The sequence below is a fragment of the Agrobacterium sp. 20P9.1.2 genome (assembly GCF_057799395.1).
Window position 1 is genome coordinate 49578 of sequence record NZ_JBYOKI010000011.1, and the last position, 23390, is coordinate 72967.

Here is a 23390-nt window from a genome sequence, read left to right on the forward strand (position 1 = left end):
GGACAGCAAAAAGAATACGGGGTCGATCCCGGCGGCTGCCTATTCACTGCATTTCAGAAGGAACGAATGCACGCAGATAAAGTTAGAGAGTCTCTACAAGCAAAAATTCATAAGGAGACTTTCCAATGGGCCGTGGCATATTACTCTGGATGCTGGGTATTCCCCTTCCGATCATCATCCTTCTCGCCATTTTTCTGCGATAGGAATGACGATGCCCCTATCTAGCACTTCGGGTGCAATGCCCGTCGAATCGTCCCAGACAGCGATGTCGTGGGGCCCTATCATTGGTGGCGCTTTCGCAGCGACAGGCGTTACCTTGATCATGTTGCTTCTTGGCTCCGGCTTTGGCCTCACCATGGTTTCACCCTGGTCGGGCGAAAGCAGCTCTGCCGCAACCCTCGGCGTGACGGCAGCCATCTGGCTGATTGCGGTTCAGTGGCTGTCTTCTGCTCTCGGCGGATATTTGACCGGGCGACTGCGCACCAAGTGGGCAGCCGTCCATACTGACGAGGTGTTCTTTCGGGATACGGCGCATGGTTTCTTGAGCTGGGCGCTGGCAACCGTGATTGTCATGGGCTTCCTCGCGTCGTCGCTGACCTCTCTCGCAGGTGCCGGTGCATCTGCCGTTGGCTCTGCCGCATCGACTGCCGCCATGGCTGGGGCTGCGTCGTCTAACGGTTCGACCAGTGGTGCAGATCTTTCGACGTCGTATTTCACCGACGCACTTTTGCGGCCTGAACGCGTAACGGCAGAAGCGAGAACGGATAACGCCGCGGCAGCTGCGGAGGTGTCTCGTATTCTTCTGCAAGGCGCCGCAAATGGTGAAGTCGCTGAGCCGGACCGTGCCTATGTTGCCAGCATTGTATCGGCCCGGACGGGTTTGAACGAAGCGGATGCTCGCACCCGCGTCGACACCGTGCTTGGACAGATCGAAGCTGCCAAGGTCAAGGCACAGGAAGCAGCCGATACCGCTCGCAAAGCAGCGGCAACCACTGCTCTGGTTGGTGCGATCTCCTTGCTGGTTGGAGCGTTTATCGCTTCGGCAGCGGCCGCACTGGGTGGCAAGCAACGCGACGACGAGGAAGACCTTCTGGTATCGCGCGGCTAATCACTGCTCGCTCACTTTTGGGGTGCCACTGGCACCCCATTTCTTTGCGAAGCACTCAGAACGTTTACGATCGATGACAAAAAACGCTTATTGGCGCTCTTACGCTGTAAGGTCATGAAGATCGGTGGTGATGGCGTCACCGACTGAAAACTCCGAGAACCGAACATTCAGTCCGCCTCGCTCCGGCGTACATGCGGTCAGCCCGACAAGATAATGAGGGGCCTCCGGAAACGGGGCAAGGCGCAGCAGTGGCCATATCCTGCCATCGGATGATGCCTGAATGCGCATCGCGCCATTCTTCAACGTAATCCGGATGTAGAAATCCTCAAGTTCCTTGAACGGCTGGGACACTGACCAGTCGGATTTTCCATCTGTGACAACGGTGCTGAGGAAGCGCTCTCCGTCGGTAAATTCCACCCCGGTCTTTACCCATCGATTTTCATCGATGCGCACCATGAGGCCGGCTTGATCATAGAGAGACCGAAATTCCCCCTGTACGCGGACACGAGCTTTGAAGCCATCGTCAGCGGTGATGCCGAGGAAGTGCCCGCTGTCACGCGTGAAACCGTAATGGGTCTTACGCCAGAAATCGGTGTTCGCATCCGTCGTCAAGGTGAGGCCGGTTTCTGTGGCTTCCCAAACCGCAGGCTCATTGAGCCATTTGGCTTTTTTAAGATTGATCAGCATGAGGCTTCCTTGGAACTGCTGTTTGCGTGACGGTAGGAGCGTCAAGCGATACCTGTCATCGGTGTCTGCGTAAAGAAAGCGTCTCCGTTTTAGGAGACGCCTGACCGACATACCGCTCTCAGGCTGGCAGTTTCATCTGCTTGCGCAGGCTTTTGTCAAACGCATTCGCGGGTACAAAACGGCGCAGGAAATGCAGCTGACGAGCGGCTTTTGTGGCGGGATAGCGCAGCTTTGGCGACTTGGCCGTCGCCGCTTTCACCACCGCTTCTGCGACAAGTTCAGGGGCGTCGCCCGCCTTGATCGCGCTGTTCCAGACGGCCTCAATCGTTTTCCGGCCCTGATCGTACACGCTCGTCATACGGTCGGGCTGGATTGCGTTATGGTCCAGCGCTGTGTTCGTGAACGCTGGCTCCACCAGTAGTACCCGCACACCAAGCGACCTGACTTCGTGGTCGAGGGACTCCGAATACCCCTCAACGGCATGTTTCGTAGCCGCGTAAAGCGCGCTGAACGGACTGGGGATGAAGCCAACCACAGAGCTGATGTTGATGATGCGCCCGTTACGCTGCCTGCGCATGATGGGCAGCACCTCATTCGTGACGCGGACGATCCCGAACACGTTGAGATCGAAAAGCGCCTGCGCCTGCTCGACCGACGATTCTTCGGCACCGCCGATCAATGCACCTCCCGCATTGTTGACAAACACGTCGATGCGGCCCGCCTGATCAACGACCTCAGCAACCATTTTGGCGACCGAAGCGCTGTCCGTCACGTCGCATTCAAGCATGGTGATACCCGCTGTGGATGCTGGCCTGGCTTTCCTGCTGGTGCCGAAGACCTGATACCCTGCCAACTGAAGCGCCTTCGCCGTAGCAAGGCCGATGCCTGATCCCGCGCCTGTGACGACTGCGACGCTGCGATTGCTTGTGTTCATTTCGGTGACTTTCATTTGCCTGACGAGGCGGTTGAGCGAATATGTGCGGCGGGAAGGACCACATGTGTCGAAGACTTCATTGATGGAAGCGATATCGAGCGGCGGGTTCGGAATTGCTGAAACCTGTGGCCAAAACACCCCGGGCTTGCTCGAACGCGTCCCATGCGGCGACATCCGGGACAGGCGGGATCGTGACGAGTTCCTTGCGGTCGAAACCGATCAGAGCAGCGTCAACGAGGTCGTCCACCTCCATGACGTTCGCAATGCGGTTGATGTCTCCGCCTGCCCGATCGAAGATTTCCGTGCGGGTTGCGGCAGGCAGAACTGCCTGCACGTGAATGCCCTTCCCGTTGAGTTCGGCGGCAAGGCTTTGCGACATTGTCAAAATGTAAGACTTCGTTGCCGCATAGATGCCATGAGAGTGTTCCGGAAGCAGTGCCAGCACAGAAGCGATGTTCACGATGGACCCACTGCCCCTTTCCACCATTCCGGCAACAGCAGCGGAAGCAAGCAAGGTCGGAGCCGTCACGTTCAGCCGCAGGAGCTTGCCCATTGCAGTGGGATCGGCTGAGAGGAAGCCGCCGAGAAGCCCTGCTCCGGCATTGTTGATAAGGATGTCGATATAGGGTGCCGCCTTGAGGCGCTCTGCGACATGGCCGAGCTGGTTTTCGTCTGTGAGGTCTGCCGTGATGATTTCGACAGCGACACCGTGCGTGTGCTCAAGCTCAACGGCGAGCGCCTTCAGCCGATCAGTGGCGCGGGCCACGAGAACGAGATCGTGGCCGCGTGCTGCAAGGCGGCGTGCGTAAACTGAACCGATACCGCTGGAAGCGCCGGTGATGAGTGCGATGCTCATGAGGGGTTCCTTCCGGCGGCCTCTTTGACTGCCAGTTGCTTGAGGTTTCGAGATAAACTGAGGGAATTTGCAGCCTTAGCCGCGGAACTTCAGGTGGAGCATCGGATGGTTTTCGTAGTGGCCCACGCCGTTTTGCACGATCGGGTCTCGTGATGTCAGCGTTTCGATATCTTCATCATCGGCGACTTGATAGAGCGAAACGCCGTAGCCGCCGGTGGAATCCATCACTGGCCCGTGTGCCACGATCTTTCCTTCACTCAGGAGCAAGTCGAGAAAGGCGCCGTGCTGACCCATCCAGTTTTTCTCGTCCGCCGTCATCGTGGCGAGGAAGTCGGGGCGCGGCGGGATGTATTTGCAGAGGTAGTATTTCATGATCACATCCTGACTGACTGGCTGTCTGCCGTTTTCGACATCCCCCTTGAATTAAGGCTGGAATGTCGACGACCAATGAGATACTATCATTTCGATACTATGTCACTACTAATTTGAGATCGACATGAAAAATCTTTTGGACCAACCCTGCCTGATTGCGCGAAGCCTCTCCTTGATCGGTGACGCGTGGAGCATGCTGATCCTCCGCGATGCCCATGCAGGTTCGACACGCTTCGAGGAATTTCGCAAAAACCTGGGCATCGCACCAACAATGCTGACCACAAGGCTCACCGCCCTGGCGGAAGAAGGAATTCTGGAAAAGCGCCGATATTCCGAGCGTCCGCCAAGGGACGAATATCAGCTGACGGCTGCGGGCCGGGACTTTTTACCCGTTCTCTTTGCTCTTGGAGCATGGGGAGGAAAACATCGTGGTGGGGGTGAGTTCACGAGGTTCTACGATGAGGCAACGGGAGAGGAGATTGAACCCGTTACCATAGACAAAAAAACAGGTGCGCCCATTGGCACGCGGCCTATCAAGATCGTCATACCGACCTGACAAAAGGAAAATCCGTCTGAAACGCTCCGAATCCTCGCTCAGCTCATAAATCGAGCTGCAAATCCCCATCCACGTGTGCAGGAACCGAACAGCAGATCAATGCCTCGCCATCTGCGACTGGATAGTTGGGCTCGGAAAGGTAACTAACGTCACCCTTGACGATCTTCGTTCGGCAGTCCCCGCAATTGCCCGCTCGGCAACCATAGGGCGGGTTGAGGCCACTTTGCTCTGCGAGTTCCAACAGGGACCCACCGCCCGGCTTCCAGCGGGCTTCTTTTCCCGATTGTGTGAAAACAACTCGTGTTGGAACCGCAGCTGCGGGCTTGGGCTGCTGCGCGGACGAATAAGTAGTGTGGTCTCGCTTCAGGCCGGAGGGGCCGAACGCCTCCGCATGGATTCGATTGTCTGCGATATTCAGCCCGCGTAGCCCATCATACATTGACTGCATGAAGGACGACGGTCCGCAGATGTAGAAGTCATAGTCGCCGAATGGTAGATGCGCCTTCAGCAGCGCCATGTCGATGCGACCGGCTGCATCAAAAAAGCCGTCATCATCTTCATTGGGCGCGCCAAGCACTCGGACATCCCGAACGGTCCCTTCGCTGCGCGCAACCAGTTCGCCGATTTCGCGGTCGAACGCTCTTTCAGAAAAGCTGCGCGACGACCGGAACAGCCATACTGGTCGGCGATAGCGCGTCTGGTCCCCCGCCTGGACGACATGGCGCAGCATTGACAGCAAGGGCGTGATGCCGATGCCAGCTGCGAGGAGAACTGCCGGACGGCTGCGTTCCATCGCGTCAACGGTGAACGCTCCAACCGGTGCCAGTGCCTCGATCTCGTCGCCTTCCTGCATTGCATGCAGGAGCGTGGATGCCCGCCCCTCACGCTTCACACTCAGCCTGTAGAAGCCGTCCGATGGGGCACTGGATATGGTATAGCTGCGGCGGATCTCGTCCTTGCCGCCGCTAATTCTGATAGGCAGATGCTGGCCTGCGAGATGCGGGATGAGAGCCTCATCATCGACCGGCGCGAGGTGAAGCGAACGGATCGTCGTGCTTTCCTCGACAGTTCGCTCCACGCGAAAGCGCCTCCACGTCTTTGACTGGGCCGCGACCTTTAAGCGGCTCGCTGCCTCCTGCCAGTCTCCTGTCATCAGGCTGCTCGGTGACATGCCGTTTTCGAGAAAGCTCCATCTGAGCGGCAGTGCATCCCTGCGCAGCACCACCTTTTCTGGTATGACGCGCCAGAGACGCTCGGCGCCCTCGAAAGCCGCAATCTCGGGTGAATCCAGGATCACCTCGACGCTGCCAGCGATTTGCAGCATATCGCCCGTCTCATAATCAACGAACAGAAGTCCGGCGCGCGGATTGACGACAAAATTGCCAAGCGTGTTGAAGAACAGGTTTCCATTAAAATCCGGCACAGTCAGGCCGCCATCGGCATCGACGCGAACAAAACCGGGCCGACCGCCACGGTGGGAGACATCCACCTGCCGTCCTTCACCGTCGCGGTCCACATAAGACGCAACAAAGAAACTATCGGCAGATTCGATGATGCTCCGCTCATGTGCGTCGAGCCGATCTGAAACAATCACCTCGGAAGACTGCGGCGTTGCCGGATCGCGCACGAAGCTGAACTGCCGGTTTTGGATGTAACGCGGACAGTTGCCGAAGCTCTGTTCGACGGCGACGGAAAAGCGGTCGTTGCTATCCCGGATGACAGTGCCGTTCAACCGATTGCGCCTTCGCGTGATGAGATCAACACCGAGCAGACCAATAGGGTCGCCGTCGTTCATACCGACCTCAGCAGGATCGTTGGGATCGCTGACGGCCTCGACACCGAGTGTCAGAGGATCAGGCGAATGCAGAAAGCCGGCCTGTCCGCTGCGGATCGTCGCCCATGGCGTGCCATCGCCATCGACAGAGCCGATGACGATGAACGGCAGCAGCGGGTAGAACTCCCGATGCTGATCAAGCAGAAAGGTGCGCAAAACCTTGCGTCCCACTGGGTCCATCTGCTCCATTACACCGGCGTGGCGCTGTAGTTGCAGTTCGCCCGCATGCCAGGGGGACGATGATGAGAGTGTTTCAGCAGGCATTGGAACCTCCTATAGGGAACGGCGACCGGAACAACGTCCCGGCCCCAAGACCGTGTCAGGCTGCGAGGCCGACTGCCGTTTTCGGAAGAGCGACAAAACCAGGCAAAGCTTCGATCCGTGCCAGCCAATGACGGACCTCCGGATGCAGCGTCAGATCGACATTGCCCTCTGGTGCGCCAGCGATGTAGCTGTAGAGCGCGACATCTGCGATGGTCGGCTTATTGCCGATGATGAAGGGGTGATTTTCGAGTTCGGCATTGATGAGGCCGAGAATTCGGTGGGCGCGGGCAATCACCTCATCGGCCCGGAAATCTGCTCCGAAAACCGTAATCAGTCGGGCCGCAGCCGGGCCATAGGCAATTTCTCCGGCGGCGACGGAAAGCCACTTCTGTATCTTAGCGACAGAGGCGAGGTCGTCGGGTAGCCAGTCCTTGCGGCCAAGTTTCGTGGCGACATAAACGAGGATAGCGTTGGAATCGTTGACGACGACAGCGCCATCTTCCAGCACCGGCACCTGACCGAACGGGTTGAGCTTTAGGAATTCTGGCCTTTTGTGCTCGCCGTTCGCCAGATCGAGGTCGATGATCTCGGCTTTCACGTTGAGGAGGGACAAAAAGAGGTGAGCGCGATGCGCATGGCCCGAAAGTGGAAAATGGTAGAGTTTCATGACTGGCTCCCTTGAGGGCCGGACACAGTCATCCGGCAACGAGAGAAACCTAGCAGTATCCATATTTTTGTATTAGAGCGTTAATTCTGTAATCATCCTCTCATTTTGTGGAAGGCAAGTATGGATCGTCTTGATGCTATGGCAGTTCTCTTGTCCGTGGTGGAACATGGTAGCCTTTCCGCAGCGTCGCGCGCGCTGCACTTGCCACTGCCAACGGTCAGCCGCAAGGTGGCCGAGCTGGAGGCTCATCTCGGCGTTCCCCTGCTGACCCGCACCAGCCGCAAGATTCTGCTCACCGAGGCCGGGGAGAATTATGTCGCTGCGGCGCGCGAAATTCTTGAGCGAGTGGAAGAAGCCGAACGCCGTGCCACCGGAGAATACGCCGCGCCAAAGGGAGACCTCACAATGACGGCGCCGATTGTCTTCGGCCGCCTGCATGTGCTTCCAGTCATCACGGACTTCCTGAAAGCCTTTCCGGACATCAACATTCACCTGACGATGAGCGACCGGACAATCAGTCTTGCCGACGAACACATCGATGTCGCCCTGCGCATCAGCCAGCTTTCCGACAGCAACCTGATCGCAATCCGCCTCGGCTCCATCCGCACAACGATCTACGCCAATCCCGACTATCTGAAGCGGCACTCCCGTCCGTCACATCCTGACGAACTCAAGCACCACGATTGCATCGCGTTCGAAGGCGTGCTTTCGACACGGTTCTGGACGTTTCATGACGGCGCAAAAGATATCGCGGTGCCGATCCGCACACGCCTTTCCGTCAACACCGCTGAAGCAGCGGTTGACGCAGCCGCCGCCGGTCTCGGGATAACGCGCGTCATGGCCTACCAAGCGAAGCACGCAGTCGATGCTGGCTTGCTGGTGCCGTTGCTCGAGGATTTTGAACGAGAGGCCTCTCCGGTTCACCTCGTCCATCTATCGGAGGGCCTGATGCCGCTGAAACTCAGGACCTTTCTGGACTTTGCAACGCCGCGACTGAGGGCTTTGTTGAAGTAGATCGTAGGCAGATGACCTTTGAATACAGATACAACACTACCGCGAAACCACGATCCGAAATCCATTGCCGCGCCAGAAGCCATCCGGCTCGAGGCTTCCACGATATGTGCAGCAGGCTTTCAGTTTGCCGCTTGAAAAACAGCCGCCGCGCAGCACGCGCCGGATGGACGGTGCAGCATCGCGTTCTTCGCGTCCATCTTCCGAGTAGGGATATTTGAAGTCGGGCGTCGCCATGTCGTCGCCCCACAGCGTGGTGCACCACTCCCAGACCTGACCGACCATATCGTAGCAGCCGTAGAGAGAGCGCCCCTTCTGAAACAGACCAACCGTGCAGGTGGTGTTGAACCCGGCCTCTTCCGAATTTGCCGCGTCGCCCATCCACGCATGTCCCCAGGGATAGCTGAGAACATCCGCCCCCATATCCGGCTGGTCGCCACGCGAGGCGCGCTCCCATTCCGGTTCCGTGGGCAGTCGCACGAATTCGTCTTCGGAAATACGCCCCTGCGCACGCCAGCGATGCGTCAACCAGTCACAATAGGCCCGTGCATCGTGCCATGTGAGGTCGGTCGCGGGAGCATTGCGTCGGTCATCCGAGAACCCGTCTGGGCTGCGCCAAAGCCGGTTCGTGTCAAGGACGAACGCGCCATAGGCCCCGTTTGTCACCGGATAAAGGCCGATACGAAAGGCATCGACGGTGACTGAATGAGGCGGTGCAGAATTGGGATGGCTGCTAGAGCCAAAGGTGAAGTGTCCACCGGCAACATCTGCCAGTGCATCGAGGTCACGCGGATCACCCCAAAGCGAAAGCCTGCGGCCCGCCATCTCGCGTTCCGGTGCAGACAGCGCTCCGTCGCTGACGATTGCCAGCAAATGCGCGGCAATGCGGTCACGCAGCGGTCCTGCATCCGTCACCATATCCGCCGCCAGCAACGCGCCCCGCAGAACCGCATCACCCTCGCCCTCGATCAGCGCTTTGACCAAGGCGCTGGCCGCATCCGTGCCGGAAAGGCGCGCAGCAAGGCTTGTCATCACAGGTGCCCAAAGGCCTGGTTTTTTGCGAAAATGTTCAATGGCCAGATCAGCGGGCTTGGATGCCAGATGCACCGCTGCCAGCAATTGCCGCACGCGGGTTATGGGCATGATGGTGGGGTCATCCACCTCGGCTGTCAGCGCATCGAAGGCCAGGCCGCAAAAGAGTTCGCTCGTCTGGGCATCACCGGAAATCTTTGCAAGCCAGCTGTCGGTAATGGCCTCGGCGCTATCACCTGCATCGCTGCCATGCATGGCCATGGCGAACTGCGCGGGATTGGCCGCGGCATTGCCAAGAGCAATCCGTGTCGCGTCGAGATCGAGGCCAGCCAGTCGCGCAGCCGTTTCCCGACGTTGGCTTTTCAGAAACGGTAGCAGATCGTATCGCACATAGCCCGCGGGAAGCGCCCAGCTCTTGACGACAGAGACCTCCCCGAGTGCAAGCAGCTTCACAGCCGGACGGCGGCTCTGGAACGCCAGCGCATCGGCAAGCAGTTGTCGCCCTGCATCACCCGCTGTCTCAATGCCATCCAGTATCAGTAACATCCCACTGTCTGCATGGAGCGAAACATCCGTGGAAGATGCGAGCAGTTCCTCGAAAGTTTTTGACGGGTCTACAGTGAGATAGAGAGGCACAACGCCCTCCAGCGTCCATTGCTCATCATGCACTGCACCGAGATCGTTGCGCGGAACGGCGCGTGGCGCAAAGTCACCTCGCGCCAGTGAGAACGCCAGATGCTTCGCACACGTGGTCTTGCCGCTTCCGGTCTCTCCGGTCAGTACGACGGCTGGATGATCGCGCACCATTTCGAGCGCCGAGAAATAGACGGCGGGTTCCGGCTCTGCCTGATCGGTCAGCTTGCGCAGTCCCTTGGCCGCCTTGTCCTCGAATGTGAAGTTGACGAGCAGCGGAATATAGCCGGTCGCAAGATCAACGATGGAGGCATCCGGCAGAGCAAAAAGCTGCGCGGCACCGAACTCGCGTGCCTGCGAAATCATGCCGTCTATATCGTCGTTGATCATTGAAAGAGCTTTGCCACATCTGGGTTATGAAATCTCTGGATCTCGATGGCATAACCGGCGGGATCTTCAAAGAAGAAATGCTCGCAGAACGTTCCGCGCAGCATCTCTGACTGACCGGTAACGCCTGCATCCTTCAACCGCTTGTGCCAGCCTTCCACATCCTGAGACACGATGGTCAGCAGCACGGCGCTCTTTTCCTGATGTTTCAGATGACCGCGATTGCCATCAACAATACCGAAATAGCAGTTTTCAGCAATGCGATAGATACGGGCCATTTTCTGATCGAGCACCAGTTCGAAGCCCAAAACTTCTTCGTAAAACGGCACGACCGCATGGATATCGTCGTAATAGAAGAAGGTGATTGAATAGCCTTTTTTCATTCTGTGTATCCTCGTGTTCAGGCGATCGTCAGCGTGCCTTTGTGGTCTATCGAAAGCCCGGCGATTTCCTTGCGCGCCGCGAAAACATCCACCGGATGCACCAGATAAAGCCAGGGCGGGTTGGCGTTGAGATATGTCAGGCAGGCGGCATAAGCACTCTCGCGCGCATCCGGCTCGACTGCCGCATTGGCCGCCGCGATCAGCCGTTCGGCTTCAGGTTCGTCGTAACCCTGCCACCAGACCGCTTTCGTAACGCTCGATATCTTGTCGTTGAGAACGCGATAGGTGCTGTGCGGCGAGGAATCGAAGATCGCCAGATCGCCCATTTTCTTAGCGCCGATCTGGCGGGCATATTCCGGCCGGTCGGTTTCGATCTCGATCTCCACCTCGAAGCCAACAGCCTCAAGTGCCTCGGCCACGAAACGGCTGATCTCCGGCGCACGCTCCGGCATGAAGGTGGGCGTGCGCAACTTGATCCTGCGGTCGCCATCTACCTCGGCCAGCAAGGCACGTGCGCGGTCGGGGTCATAGGCGATTGGTGAGAGCCCGGCGGTCTTCATGCCGAGATGAAAGGGACTGACGATGCTGGAAGATGGCACGGCAAGATCGCCGAATATCTCGTGGCATATAGCCGCCGTATCCACTGCGTGATTGGCAGCAAGCCGCGCCTGCGGTGAGCGGAAAATGCCCTCGCTGCAATTGAGGTAATACATGACCGACAGCGTGTTGACGGCTCTGCCCCATTGAAAAGCGTCATCGAACTCAAGCTTGCCCTCGACCCGCTCGAGATTGAGCGCGGCATCGACATCTCCTGATTTCAGCAGAGCGTAACGTTCGTCAGCGGAAGGCTCGCAAAGCGCGATGATGCGCTTCGGCTCCGTTCTACCGGAGACCCGCTCCAGCTCGGCATCGACCTTGGGCTCGAAAGTCAGAACGCGGAACGGCCCTGTTCCCAAAACGGGAGTACCATCAGGCGCGAAGCGGCAGATGTAAAACTCCGAAAAGATATCGAGAATATCGGCAATGGGGTGCGGGTTGCGCACCACGATTGCTCCGTCACCCTCCGCCATGATCTCGGCATCGGCAAGATAACGGGCATAGGACCATTTCATGCCAAACGTATCCACGGCCTCCAGAATGCCGTCGATGAAATCGGTGATATCGGAAGCGACACAGGGCTTGCCGTCATGGAAAACAGCGCCTTGTCGGATGACGAAGCGCCATTCCCGTCCATCCGCGCTGTGCGTCCAATGGGAAAACAACGCAGGCAAAACCTGACCGTCATTCCATTTCAGCAGAGGTTCGAACACCAGATTTTTCAGCGTCAGAACACTGGTGTCATCCGTCACCCGCGTCGGCGGCAGGAAATCGACTTTTTCGAGGGCTATGGTCAAAGTGGACATGGCTGGCCTCAGTCGAGCTCGTTGCGGCGGCGCGGATTAAACCAGTCGGCAAGGGAATCGCCGATCAGGTTGAAGGAGAGCACCGCAAGCAGGATCGCCATGCCGGGTGCAAGCGCCACCCAGGCGGCACTGCGCACGAATTGCAGGTTGGCAGACACATCGGCACCCCACTCCGCCATGGGCGGCTGCGCCCCAAGGCCTAGAAAGCCGAGGCTTGCGGTTTGCAGAATGGCACTGCCAAGCGCCAGCGTGGATTGCACCAGCAGCGGCCCAAGCCCGTTGACGAAAACATAGCGGAAGAGAATGCGCGGTGTCGGTAGCCCAAGTGAAATTGCAGCCTCGACATAGGGCTTGACGGAAATGCTGAGCGCCTGGCTGCGAGCAACGCGGGCAAATTGCGGGGCAAGCGTGATGGCAACGGCCAGCATCGCATTTTCAAGGCTTGGGCCGAACGCGGCCGCAAGCGCGATGGCCAGCACAAGCGCCGGAAACGCCAAAATGGCATCCACGATGCGCATGACGATACTATCGAACCAGCCACCGAGAAAACCCGCTAGCATGCCGATGGTAACGCCAACGGCGAAGGCGATGGCCACGACACCCACGCCAATCGCCAGCGTTGCGCGACCGCCATACATGATGCGGGTGAAGATATCGCGCCCGAAGGCATCCGTGCCCAGCCAATGCTCAAAACTCGGTGCGGCCAGCTTGTGCAGCACATCCAGCTTGGTTGGCGAATAGGGCGAAATCATCGGGCCGAACACGATGACGCAGACCAGCAACAGCAGGATGATACTGCCCGCCAGAGCCAGCGTGTTTTTGCGCAGGAAGTTGAAAAACTCTGACATCCGGCTCACTTCATCTTCTTGCGGACACGCGGGTCTAGAACGCCGTAGAGAACATCGACCACGATGGAGGTGAAGACGAACAGCAGCGCAAACACCAGCGTCGTGCCTTGAATGACCGGATAATCGCGGTTCTTGATCGCCTCGAACATGTAACGTCCGATACCGGGCCATGCGAAAATCGTTTCGGTCAGGATCGCGCCGCCCAGCATTTCCGCAAACTTCAGACCGACGACAGTGATGGCCGGCAGCAGGGAATTGCGCAATCCGTGACCCAGAATGACATCGGCCCGGCGCAAGCCCTTGGCCTTGGCTGTGCGAATGAAATCCTCGCCCATCACCTCCAGCATGGTGTTGCGCACGAAGCGCCCAAGGGTCGCTCCGAGAAAGGCAGCCAGCACGGCGGTGGGCAGGATCAGATGTTGCATGGCGCTCCATGCCGCGGCCCAATTGCCGGTAATGATGCCATCCAGAATGGCAAACCCCGTCACCGGTTCAGCAATGATGAAGGAGCTCATGCGGCCCGAGACCGGCAACCAGCCGAGATAGGTGGCGAACACCAGTTGCAGGATCAGCGCCAGAAGAAAGGCAGGCATCGAAACGCCCACCAGTGAAACGACGCGGGTGAGGTGGTCGAATGTAGAATTCGGGCGCGTGGCGGATAAAACGCCGATGGGAATGCCGATGATGATGGCAACGATGACGGCCAGAACCGAAAGCTCTATCGTGGCAGGCAGGCGTGTGAGAATTTCATGTGCTACCGGCTGGCCGGTTTTCAAGGATACGCCGAAATCGCCCTGCAACAAGCCCGTGACGTAGTTGAAAAACTGGACGGGAAACGCCTGATCCAGATCCAGCTGCGCTCGCAGAGCATCGATTTGCTCCTGCGTCGCACCGGGGCCGAGCAAGGTCACTGCTGGATCACCGGGAATGAACCGCACCAGCGAAAACACGATGATCAGCACGATACACATGACGGGTATCAAGGCGATCAACCGGCGTAGAATAAAACTGGCCATTCCCTGCTTACTCACATCATTGAAGACTGATCTGCACCGGTTTCCCGCTGCAGATCGGATCGGCGGGCGCGCTAGATGCGCGCCCGGAAATGCTTACTTCTTGGAAACGCCCCAGTACTCATTGAGCGGCGGCGCGCTGTTGACGACGAGGCCTTCCACATTGGCGCGCTGGAAGACGATCAGCTTGGGGCTGAAGAGATAAACGCCGGGAACGCGCTTGACGATTTCTTCCTGCACCTGATGATACAGCGCCGTACGGGCCGGTACATCCACAGTCTGCTGTGCCTTGAGGATCAGATCGTCCAGCGCCTTGTCTTCCGGCATACGGAACGTCATGGCCGAGTTGGCAAGCGACGACAGGTACCCGATGGTAATATGCGCATCCGGATCGTTGTACCACGGCTGGCGACCGTCAAGTGCTGCATCGAACTGACCCGCAGTCTGAAGCGCACGGTAGGCCGGGAACTCGGTCTGTTCGATGGTGGCATTGATACCGATATCGGCCAGATTGGCCTGCACATAGGTGGCAACGGCTGCCCAGAGCGGACCTTGGAAGCTGTAGAGCTTCAGCTGGATCGTGGAGGGATCGACTTTGGCTTCCGCAAGCAGCTTCTTCGATGCGTCAGGATCGTAGTTCGGGGCCAAATCCTTAATCTTTGGATCGAACGCCCAGCTGTTGGTGGTCAGTGGACCATAGACGCGCTCAGCAGTTCCGCCGAAAACACCTTCCAGCAAGCCATCATAATCAATGGCATGGGCCACGGCCTGACGCACACGGATATCCGCAAAAGGACCGTCTTTCTTGCTGTTGTTGAATTCGAGCTGACGAATGATCTGGCTGGGCGCCTCAAGGATCTTTACATCGTCATTGGACTTGAGTGCCGCGATGTCTTCAGCCGCAATCGCAGAAAGCTGGCCCTGCTGCTGCACGACATCCACGCCACCGCTTTCAAGCTCGAGACGACGGGTCGAGGCTTCCGGTATGACGCGGTAGATGATGCGCGAAAGCTTCGGCGCGCCACGGAAGTAATCCGGGTTTGCTTCCAGAACCACATTGGTATCAGCCTGCGCGCTCTTGAAAGCGAAGGGGCCGGTGCCGACCGGGTTGGCAGCAAATTTGTCACCGAACTTCTCGACGGCAGCGGGGCTGACGATGGCCGACTGTGGCTGCGCCAGAATGGAAAGGAAGGCCGGATAAGGCTCTGTGAGGCTGATCTTGACTTCCGTGGGCGAGACGACCGCGATGTCCTTGATCAGACCGAAGGTTGCTTTGACATAGGAGTTGGTAGCCTTGGTGCGCTCCAGCGAGAACTTCACCGCAGCAGCATCGAAGGGCGTACCGTCCTGAAACTTGACGCCTTCGCGGATCTTGAAGCCGAACTCCTTGCCGTCGGCAGAGACAGTCCAGCTGGATGCCAACCGGCCTTCCAGTTCCTTGAAGTCCGGCGCGGTCCAGGCAACCAGCGTATCGAAGACATTGAGAATGATCTCGCTGCCAATAGGCTCGGCCTTGTTGGTACCGGGCTCCAGACTGACTGGATCGGATGGAACGGCAATGACGAGCGTCTTCAACTGGTCATCACTCTGCGCGTTGGCCGCGCCTGCAAACAGCGGAACAGCCACAAAGGCTGCTGCGGCTAGTCCTTCAAAGAGTTTCATGGGCACGACCCTTTCGCGGTCTGATCGAGGCATTGGGCAGCCTCAACTCGGCTTCATGCTGTCAGTGTAATCGCGGCTCGCGCCTGTGATATTCCACGAAATATATCATCGCTTTTTAGACTGTAAAGGTGATCTGCAAGCAATTTGAACAAATAGCTAATATTGCTTATTCATTGTGCAAAAGAGGAAATATTATATTGTCTTCAGAGGGATTTGAGCAAAATCTGAGCGTCAAATCTGCTCAGACCGGATCGGCACCGGTGACGACAGGACGCGTTGGATCACTGGCCCAGGCAGACCAAGACCCGGGATACATGGCCGCATCGATGCCGATGGAGGCAAGTGCCAGAACCGTATGCGCAGCCGACATTCCCGCCCCGCAATAGACCCCGACAGGCTTTCTGCCATCCGCACCCAGCACCCGATACATTTCGCGCAGGGTATCGCTATCGGTGAAATTTCCGTAGTCCGTTACATTGTCCGGCGCTGGCGCGCTCAAAGCATGGGGAATATGTCCGCGTGGTGGCTGGCCGGGCGCGATTTTCCCGCCGATATAGTTGGGCCGGATGCGCGCATCGAGAAGAACGCCACCAGTCGCCAGCTTCAGCGCATCGTCAGCCCCAAGCTCAGCCATATGTCCCGGCGACAGAACGATGTCGCTCGGCACCGGGGTCGTAGTTTCATCCGTTACCGGCATTTCCGCCGCGATCCACGCTGGAAAACCGCCATCCAGCACCCGGACATCCGGCAGGCCTGCCCAGCGCATGACCCACCACGCACGCGCCGCCGTCATGCTGCGGTCAGCATCGTAAATGACGACTGTCGTGTCAGGCCGCAGACCCCATGCGCGCGCCTTGGATTGCAGCTCTGAAATGTCTGGCAAAGGTCTCTGCCCGCCTTCGATACTCGCAGGGGACTGAAAATCGGTATAGGCTTGCGTGTCTATCGCGCCTTTGATCCGCCGCCCGTGGAACGAGTTCTGGCCCGTATAAGGATTAATGGAATGCACAGCGATGACCGTGACATCCGCTCCAGAGGACAACATGTCTTGCAACTGTGCTGGCGTCAAAAGAACCGAGATGCGCGTCGTGTCAGTCATGGTGATCTCCGGATATACGGGCTGGAAGAGATGTTCTTCTCTTATCATGGTAAAATCATCCATCTCGGAAATGATGACAAGCAATAAATATCTCACGTAATATTCTACGAGATATTTTTATTGACATTCACCTGTCCGCAGGCTGCAATGCGGTTCTCACGATCCGGAGTATCGAAATTTGACAGTTCTTTCGGTCGAAAATCTGACAACCGCATTTCGCCGCAACGGCATCTGGAACTCCGTGGTCAACGATGTGAGTTTCAGCATCGATGCTGGCGAAACGGTGGCGATTGTCGGCGAATCTGGTTCCGGCAAAAGCGTCACGGCCATGTCGATCATGCGGTTGTTGCCGGAGCGAACATCTCGCGTAACCGGCACCGTCAGGCTTGGCGACACCGACCTGCTGTCGCTGCCCGAGCGACAGATGCAGGACATTCGCGGCAATGACATCGCCATGATTTTCCAGGAGCCGATGACGTCGCTCAATCCGGTTCTGTCGGTAGGCCGCCAGATTGCCGAATCGATCATCCGGCATCGCGGTGTCTCCAAAGCAGAGGCGCGGGCGGAGACGGTGAGGCTTCTCGAGCGGGTGCGCATACCTGCGGCATCCAGCCGTTTCGACGAATATCCGCACCAGCTGTCCGGCGGCATGCTTCAGCGCATCATGATTGCCATGGCGCTCGCCTGTCGTCCAAAACTGCTAATCGCCGATGAGCCTACAACGGCTCTCGACGTCACGGTTCAGGCGGAAATCCTGCAACTGATCAAATCCTTGCAGGACGAGGAGAATATGGCCGTTCTCTTCATCACCCATGACATGGGTGTTGTGGCCGAGATTGCCGACCGGACCGTGGTCATGCTCCGCTCTCGCGCACTCGAAACCGGCAGGACCGAACAGATTTTTGCCCAACCCGCCAATGTCTATACCAAGGCGCTGCTCTCTGCCGTGCCAAGGCTGGGTTCGATGGAGGGCCACGACTATCCGGCAACATTTCCGTTGACCGATACGGATACCGGCGTTTCGTCCGCCGAGCGTGAGATCGCGGGAACGATACCGGCAAACAAGCCACCGATCCTGGAAGTGCGCAATCTGATCACCCGGTTCGATATCAAATCCGGCATTCTCGGGCGTGTCAGCGGGCGGGTACACGCGGTCGAGAATATCTCGTTTGATCTGCATGAGGGTGAAACGCTGGCGCTCGTCGGCGAATCCGGCTGCGGCAAGTCTACGACCGGTCGGTCGGTGCTGCGTCTGATCGAGCCGGTTAGCGGCTCCATCCGCATCAATGGACAGGATGTCCGGTCCCTCACGCCAGCGGCGCTTTCGAAGCAACGCCAGCATATGCAGATGATCTTTCAGGACCCCTTCTCCAGCCTCAATCCGCGCATGCGCGTGGGCGAGGCCATCATGGAGCCGCTGGTGTCGCATGGTTTGGCTTCGACCAAAGAAGCGCAAGATCGAGCCACGGACCTGCTGGTCCGCGTGGGATTGCAGGCGGATATGGCAAAGCGCTTTCCACATGAATTTTCGGGTGGCCAGCGCCAGCGCATCAGCATCGCGCGCGCACTGACGCTCAATCCCGGCCTCATCGTGGCCGATGAAGCCGTCTCCGCGCTCGATGTTTCGATCAAGGCACAGGTCGTGAATTTGATGATGGAGCTGCAGGAGCAGTTGAAAATCGCCCACCTCTTCATCAGCCACGATATGGCGGTGGTTGAGCGCGTCAGCCATCGGGTCGCAGTCATGTATCTGGGTGAGATCGTCGAGATCGGCACCCGTGCGCAGATATTCGGCAATCCGCAGCATGCCTATACAAAGAAGCTACTCAGCGCCGTTCCGATTGCCGATCCCGCAAGGCGCCATTTGCGGAAAGTGGCAGAAGGCGGGGAGATCGGCAGCGCTGTGCGTCCGGTGGATTACGTGCCGGTAGCGGCACGCTATGCAGAGCCGGCGCCCGGCCATCTGGTCAAGGTTGCCTGAGAGGTCAGCGCATGCGCCGAGATTTGCGTGAGAGCGAAGACTTAGAGCGTCAATCCGCCCTGCCCGGTCGCGATCAATGCGCCGAGAATGCCGCTACGGGTATTCTCGTTGTGCTCCACGATAACCTGCCGCGCCAGATCGGAATCCCGTTTGCGCAGAGCCGCCACGATCCGGTGATGGTCGACATTGGTCTCCGGATTGATGTCGCGAACGCGCGCGCCCATGTAGAAAAGTCGCGCACACTCCTCAAGATGGCTCATCACCAGCGAATAGAGGCGAGGATTGCGGGAGCCACGGGCAATGGCGGAGTGGAATTCCTGATTGGAATCCACGAAGGTTTTCGTGCTGATCTCCTCGCCGATCACGTAGCTGACATCCGCCAGCTGATCGAGCGCATCGAGGTCTTCATTGGTAAGGTTTTTGGCCGCAAGCGCCGCTGCCGTCCCTTCCAGCATGCCACGAATGGCGAAAAGGTCGTTCATGTCTTTCACGGTGACAGGGGTGACGCGATAACCCCGGCGCGGATAGGCTTCCATGAAACCCTCGACGCAAAGCCGCGCCAGCGCTTCGCGCACCGGCGTTTTGCTGACGGAAAGCTGCTCGGCAAGCTCCGGCTCGGATACATCCATGCCCGGCGCCAGTTCTCCGGTGATGATGCGCTCCCGCAAAATGGCGTAAGCCTTTTCGGTCAGAGACTTGCTGCGCTTCTCCCCCGACACATCCGCTTTGTTCAAAGCCACTCTCCAGTTTTGCGTCTACGCCATGCGTTCATGTCCGCAGCGCCAACATAGGTCAGTCATCGGGGCATTGCTATGCACCGATTGCACCACGGCCTCATCACCAACAGAACTTTGACAACCGACGACGCACTGATATACTACGTAATATATTTAACAGATACAATCCTCGCATCCGTCCACGCCGCAGGTATCGTCTTGTCAGAAATTCTGGTCATAAATCCCAACAGTTCCGTCTCTGTCACGCGCTCCATGGAGGCCTGCCTCGGTCTCGTCCGCGATGCCACCCGCCACAGTATACTGTGTACGGAACTCGCCAAATCCCCGCCCGGTATTGAGACGGACGCGCATGTCGGTGAAGTCATCCCCAATATCGTCGAAGCCGTGAACGATGCCTCTGCTAGTGCCTTCGTGCTCGCCTGCTTCTCGGACCCGGGCATTGCAACCGTCAGAAAAACGACGATGAAACCCGTGGTCGGCATTGCCGAGGCGGCCTATCTGGCGGCCCTTGGCCTTGGAGAGCGCTTTGGCATCATCTCCCTTGGCCAATCCTCTATCGACCGGCACCTGCGCTATCTGAAACATCTCGGCTTCGACGGTCGCCTTGCTGGAGACCGCTCTATCGACAAGACGGTGGTGGAGTTGATGGCAGGAGACGTCGTGGAAATCGTCTCACGCACGGCGAAGGTGCTGCGGGATGAGGATGGTGCCGATGTAATCATCCTCGGCTGTGCGGGCCTTGGCGGATACCGCCGTGCGCTTGAAGAAACCCTCGGGCTTCCCGTCATCGATCCGGTTCAAGCCGGCGTGGCGCTGGCATGTACAACACTGGACCTGCAATATGGAAGGCATGCATCATGAGCTATGATATCGTGATAACCGGCACCGTGGTTCTGCCGGAAGGGCCACTAGAGAATGGCTGGATTGCCATCAAAGGGGGAAAGATCGCCGCCATCGGCAGCGGTGATCTTCCAGACGCAGTCGAGCGGTTCGATGCAGGCGAAGATTTGATTATTCCAGGCGTCATAGATGGCCAGACCCATGCTTGCAGCTATGGCGGCCTGCCCGGCATAGCATCGACCACCCGTTCGGCGGTGGCTGGTGGCATCACCACCATCGTGGATATGCCATATGACAATCCCGATCCGCTGAATTCGGTCGCAAGACTGAATGCCAAGATCAACGCAATTAATACGCATGCCCATTCCAACGTCGCACTTTACGCTACCGTGACGCCCGACCAGTCCACCGAAGAAATCGACGGCCTGATTGCCGGTGGCGTGGTGGCCTTCAAGATTTCAACCTTTGAAAGCAGCCCCACGCGCTTTCCCCGCATCTCCTCCAACCAGACGCTGGAAATCTTCTCAGCCCTTGCCGATACCGATATTCCGCTTGGCGTGCACAATGAAGATCAGGAAATCGTGCGCGCTCACATCGCCGCCGCCAAGGCCGCCGGTCGCGATGGCATCGAGGCACATTCCGAAAGCAGGCCACCAGCGGCGGAAATGGCCGCAACAGCACAGTTTCTGGAGCTGGGCGCCGCCGCAGGCGCCCATGCGCACATCGTCCACCTGACGACGACACGCGGCTTCGACATCGTGGAAAACTACCTGCTGGACGGCTTCCGCGCCACGGGCGAACTCTGCGTGCACTATCTATGGCTGGACCCTGAAATCGACGGGCCAAAGCTCGGCGCAAAGATGAAGGTCAACCCACCCATCCGCCCCGGCCAGATCGAGGCACTTTGGGAAGACGTGGCGGATGGCCGCGTCGCCTTCGTAAGCTCGGACCATTCCAGCTGGCCGGTCGATAATAAATTCACGCCGTCCATTTTCGAGGCGGGTGCTGGTGTGCCGGGTCTCGAAACTCTACTGCCCGCTTTCTACACCGGCGCAGAAATGCGCGGCTACGATGCCGCGATGATGACGGTCGAGCAACTCTGCGAACGGCCCGCCAAGTTCTTCGGTCTCTGGCCCGAAAAGGGTGCGTTACGCGTCGGAGCCGATGCCGACATCGCCATCCTGAAAGCCGAACCGCAGATCTGGGACTCGTCAAAGGCCCATGATGAACTCTGCTGGAGCCCCTTCGACGGACGCGAATTTGCGGTTCGCGTGGTGCGCACCTATGTCGGCGGCAAGCTGGCTTGGGATGGCGCCGACATCGTCAACGCAGCCGGTGATGGACAATATGTCTCTCGCGGCACATCCAGCTGGTTTGAAGCTTAAGGAGAACGAGATGCCATTGATCAACAACCAGACGTCGGGCGTTTTCGTCATTGCCTGCACACCCTTTACCGATGACGGCGCAATCGATGTGGCCAGCGTCGATAGCATGGTGGATTTCTATTACGACAAGGGCGCAGACGGTCTGACGATCCTTGGCATGATGGGCGAAGCGCCGAAACTGACACAGGCTGAGTCAATCGCCATCACCCGCCAGACGCTGGCGCGTTCGGGTGATAAGCCCGTGGTCGTTGGCGTCTCGGCGCCGGGTCTGGCCGCCATTGGTGAGTTGACGAAAGCGGTTATGGACTTAGGTGCCGCCGGTGTCATGGTCGCACCGCCATCCAGCCTGCGCACCGATGAGCAGATCATCGGCTATTACCGCAACGTTGTTGAGACAGTAGGTACCGATGTCCCGGTCGTGTTGCAGGACTTCCCGCTGGTCACCGGCGTGCAGATTTCGTCGAAAACGCTCGGCACCATCTTCGAAGCGCATCCCAGCATCGTCATGCTCAAGCACGAGGATTGGCCCGGCTTGCAAAAGATCACCGATCTGCGCAATGCCGAAGCCAAGGGTCGCCGCCGGACCTCGATCCTCTGCGGAAATGCCGGTGTGTTCCTGCCGGAAGAAATGCAGCGCGGTGCCGATGGCACAATGACCGGCTTTGCCTATCCCGAAATGATGGTGGAGGTCTGCCGCCTGAGCAATGAGGGCCGCTACGACGCTGCACAGGACCTGTTCGACGCCTATCTGCCGCTGATGCGCTATGAGCAGCAGCCGGGCCTTGGCCTCGCCATTCGCAAATACGTCCTGGCCAAGCGTGGCGCAATTGCCAGCGCTGCCCAGCGCCGTCCGGGCGCATCGCTCAACGCACAGGCCATCACTGAGGTCGAACGACTGATCGAGCGCCAGACCCGCAAACTCGAGGCTTTGAAATAATGGATTTTCTGATTTCCGGCAAAACCGCCCTCGTTCTTGGCGCAAGCCGTGGCTTGGGTGCAGCCATCGCCAAGGGGCTTGCCGCTGAGGGCGTCAAGGTCTTCGCCGCCGCCCGCAATGTGGCTACCATGGAAAAGACCGACAACATCACGCCACTGACAGTTGATCTCTCGGACGCGACCTCCGTCGCTGCGATGATCGCAACTGTTACGGCAGCGGGTGGCGTCGATATTCTCGTCAACAATTCCGGTGGTCCCAAAGCCGGTCCAGCCGCTGGCCAATCCAAAGAAAGCTGGGCCAGCGCCTTCGACAGCATGGCAACCTCCATCTTCATCGTGACCGACGCCATGCTGGAGGGAATGATCGCGCGCAAATGGGGCCGCATCATCACCATCGGCTCGTCCGGCGTCGTGCAGCCCATTCCCAATCTGGCCCTTTCCAACGGCATTCGAGCGGCGGTATCCGGCTGGTCGAAAACATTGGCTGGCGAGGTTGCCCGTCACGGCATTACCGTCAACATGATCCTGCCCGGCCGGATCGATACCGACCGCGTGCGTGAACTCGACGCGGGCAAGGCAGAGAAGACAGCCAAGACGGTTGAAGCCGTGCAGGAAGCCTCTCGTGCCGAAATCCCGGCGGGACGTTACGGCAAGCCGGAAGAGTTTGCTGCAGTTGCGGTCTTCCTTGCAAGCGCGCAGGCAAGCTATGTAACGGGTTCGGCCATCCGGGTGGACGGCGGCATGATCAAGGGGTTCTGATCA

22 protein-coding genes are annotated in these 23390 nt (G+C 58.4%); 8 read left to right on the forward strand and 14 right to left on the reverse strand.

The window, feature by feature from the left end; genetic code table 11:
• Positions 1 to 205: 205 nt before the first annotated feature.
• Positions 206 to 1108, forward strand: coding sequence for a hypothetical protein (locus AC27VJ_RS22100; RefSeq protein WP_488685831.1), 903 nt, complete (start codon positions 206 to 208; stop codon positions 1106 to 1108).
• 99 nt (positions 1109 to 1207) lie between these two features.
• Here the strand turns inward: AC27VJ_RS22100 and AC27VJ_RS22105 are convergent, their stop codons facing one another.
• From AC27VJ_RS22105 to AC27VJ_RS22120, 4 genes are all read right to left on the reverse strand, one after another.
• A complete protein-coding gene (locus AC27VJ_RS22105; protein ID WP_488685832.1) occupies positions 1208 to 1795 on the reverse strand; it encodes a DUF1349 domain-containing protein in 588 nt (195 codons plus the stop codon).
• 118 nt (positions 1796 to 1913) lie between these two features.
• Positions 1914 to 2729: an oxidoreductase gene (locus tag AC27VJ_RS22110; protein ID WP_488685833.1), complete on the reverse strand. Its 816-nt coding sequence runs from the start codon at positions 2727 to 2729 to the stop codon at positions 1914 to 1916.
• Positions 2730 to 2805: 76 nt separating this feature from the next.
• On the reverse strand, positions 2806 to 3585 hold the full coding sequence (locus tag AC27VJ_RS22115) for an SDR family NAD(P)-dependent oxidoreductase (protein WP_488685834.1): 780 nt from the start codon (positions 3583 to 3585) through the stop codon (positions 2806 to 2808).
• A gap of 75 nt (positions 3586 to 3660) precedes the next feature.
• Positions 3661 to 3957 carry a YciI family protein gene (locus AC27VJ_RS22120; protein WP_488685835.1) on the reverse strand — a complete coding sequence of 99 codons (297 nt, stop codon included), beginning with the start codon at positions 3955 to 3957 and terminating at the stop codon, positions 3661 to 3663.
• 124 nt (positions 3958 to 4081) lie between these two features.
• On the opposite strand from AC27VJ_RS22120, the gene AC27VJ_RS22125 reads away from it, so the two are divergent.
• Positions 4082 to 4513, forward strand: coding sequence for a winged helix-turn-helix transcriptional regulator (locus AC27VJ_RS22125; RefSeq protein ID WP_488685836.1), 432 nt, complete (start codon positions 4082 to 4084; stop codon positions 4511 to 4513).
• Positions 4514 to 4556: 43 nt separating this feature from the next.
• Here AC27VJ_RS22125 and AC27VJ_RS22130 read toward each other — a convergent pair whose 3' ends face one another.
• Together AC27VJ_RS22130 and AC27VJ_RS22135 are read right to left on the reverse strand one after the other, a co-directional pair.
• The gene (locus tag AC27VJ_RS22130; RefSeq protein WP_488685837.1) at positions 4557 to 6611 is read right to left on the reverse strand and encodes a 2Fe-2S iron-sulfur cluster-binding protein; all 2055 of its coding nucleotides are present in this window, start codon (positions 6609 to 6611) and stop codon (positions 4557 to 4559) included.
• 55 nt (positions 6612 to 6666) lie between these two features.
• Complete coding sequence (locus AC27VJ_RS22135; protein WP_488685839.1) at positions 6667 to 7278, reverse strand: glutathione S-transferase family protein; 612 nt, start codon at positions 7276 to 7278, stop codon at positions 6667 to 6669.
• Between the two features lie 120 nt (positions 7279 to 7398).
• Between AC27VJ_RS22135 and AC27VJ_RS22140 the strand changes: the two genes are divergently transcribed.
• On the forward strand, positions 7399 to 8292 hold the full coding sequence (locus tag AC27VJ_RS22140) for a LysR family transcriptional regulator (RefSeq protein WP_488685840.1): 894 nt from the start codon (positions 7399 to 7401) through the stop codon (positions 8290 to 8292).
• A 36-nt stretch (positions 8293 to 8328) separates the two neighbouring features.
• On the opposite strand, the gene AC27VJ_RS22145 is transcribed toward AC27VJ_RS22140, so the two are convergent.
• The 7 genes from AC27VJ_RS22145 to AC27VJ_RS22175 all read right to left on the reverse strand — a co-directional run bounded on the left by AC27VJ_RS22145 (position 8329) and on the right by AC27VJ_RS22175 (position 16749).
• The gene (locus AC27VJ_RS22145) at positions 8329 to 10344 is read right to left on the reverse strand and encodes a formylglycine-generating enzyme family protein (RefSeq protein ID WP_488685841.1); all 2016 of its coding nucleotides are present in this window, start codon (positions 10342 to 10344) and stop codon (positions 8329 to 8331) included.
• A complete protein-coding gene (locus AC27VJ_RS22150) occupies positions 10341 to 10724 on the reverse strand; it encodes a VOC family protein (protein WP_488685842.1) in 384 nt (127 codons plus the stop codon). Before AC27VJ_RS22150 ends, AC27VJ_RS22145 begins: the two co-directional genes overlap by 4 nt.
• 17 nt (positions 10725 to 10741) lie before the next feature.
• Positions 10742 to 12127 carry an ABC transporter substrate-binding protein gene (locus tag AC27VJ_RS22155; protein WP_488685843.1) on the reverse strand — a complete coding sequence of 462 codons (1386 nt, stop codon included), beginning with the start codon at positions 12125 to 12127 and terminating at the stop codon, positions 10742 to 10744.
• Positions 12128 to 12135: 8 nt separating this feature from the next.
• Complete coding sequence (locus tag AC27VJ_RS22160) at positions 12136 to 12975, reverse strand: ABC transporter permease (RefSeq protein ID WP_488685844.1); 840 nt, start codon at positions 12973 to 12975, stop codon at positions 12136 to 12138.
• Between the two features lie 5 nt (positions 12976 to 12980).
• Positions 12981 to 13991 carry an ABC transporter permease gene (locus AC27VJ_RS22165; protein ID WP_488685845.1) on the reverse strand — a complete coding sequence of 337 codons (1011 nt, stop codon included), beginning with the start codon at positions 13989 to 13991 and terminating at the stop codon, positions 12981 to 12983.
• Between the two features lie 93 nt (positions 13992 to 14084).
• Entirely contained in the window at positions 14085 to 15650 is a 1566-nt protein-coding gene (locus AC27VJ_RS22170; RefSeq protein WP_488685846.1) for an ABC transporter substrate-binding protein, read from the reverse strand.
• Positions 15651 to 15891: 241 nt separating this feature from the next.
• Complete coding sequence (locus tag AC27VJ_RS22175) at positions 15892 to 16749, reverse strand: sulfurtransferase (protein ID WP_488685847.1); 858 nt, start codon at positions 16747 to 16749, stop codon at positions 15892 to 15894.
• Between the two features lie 178 nt (positions 16750 to 16927).
• Between AC27VJ_RS22175 and AC27VJ_RS22180 the strand changes: the two genes are divergently transcribed.
• On the forward strand, positions 16928 to 18730 hold the full coding sequence (locus tag AC27VJ_RS22180; RefSeq protein WP_488685848.1) for an ABC transporter ATP-binding protein: 1803 nt from the start codon (positions 16928 to 16930) through the stop codon (positions 18728 to 18730).
• A gap of 41 nt (positions 18731 to 18771) precedes the next feature.
• Here AC27VJ_RS22180 and AC27VJ_RS22185 read toward each other — a convergent pair whose 3' ends face one another.
• Entirely contained in the window at positions 18772 to 19464 is a 693-nt protein-coding gene (locus AC27VJ_RS22185; protein ID WP_488685849.1) for a GntR family transcriptional regulator, read from the reverse strand.
• Positions 19465 to 19665: 201 nt separating this feature from the next.
• On the opposite strand from AC27VJ_RS22185, the gene AC27VJ_RS22190 reads away from it, so the two are divergent.
• The 4 genes from AC27VJ_RS22190 to AC27VJ_RS22205 are packed head-to-tail and all read left to right on the forward strand — an operon-like array spanning position 19666 to position 23387.
• Positions 19666 to 20328, forward strand: a complete 663-nt coding sequence (locus AC27VJ_RS22190) for an aspartate/glutamate racemase family protein (protein ID WP_488685850.1) — start codon at positions 19666 to 19668, stop codon at positions 20326 to 20328.
• Positions 20325 to 21692 (forward strand): dihydroorotase, encoded by a 1368-nt coding sequence (locus AC27VJ_RS22195; protein WP_488685851.1) that lies wholly within the window; start codon positions 20325 to 20327, stop codon positions 21690 to 21692. The genes AC27VJ_RS22190 and AC27VJ_RS22195 overlap by 4 nt, the downstream gene beginning before the upstream one ends.
• 10 nt (positions 21693 to 21702) lie before the next feature.
• Complete coding sequence (locus tag AC27VJ_RS22200) at positions 21703 to 22629, forward strand: dihydrodipicolinate synthase family protein (RefSeq protein ID WP_488685852.1); 927 nt, start codon at positions 21703 to 21705, stop codon at positions 22627 to 22629.
• Positions 22629 to 23387, forward strand: coding sequence for an SDR family oxidoreductase (locus tag AC27VJ_RS22205; RefSeq protein WP_113087618.1), 759 nt, complete (start codon positions 22629 to 22631; stop codon positions 23385 to 23387). Before AC27VJ_RS22200 ends, AC27VJ_RS22205 begins: the two co-directional genes overlap by 1 nt.
• Positions 23388 to 23390 lie beyond the last annotated feature (3 nt).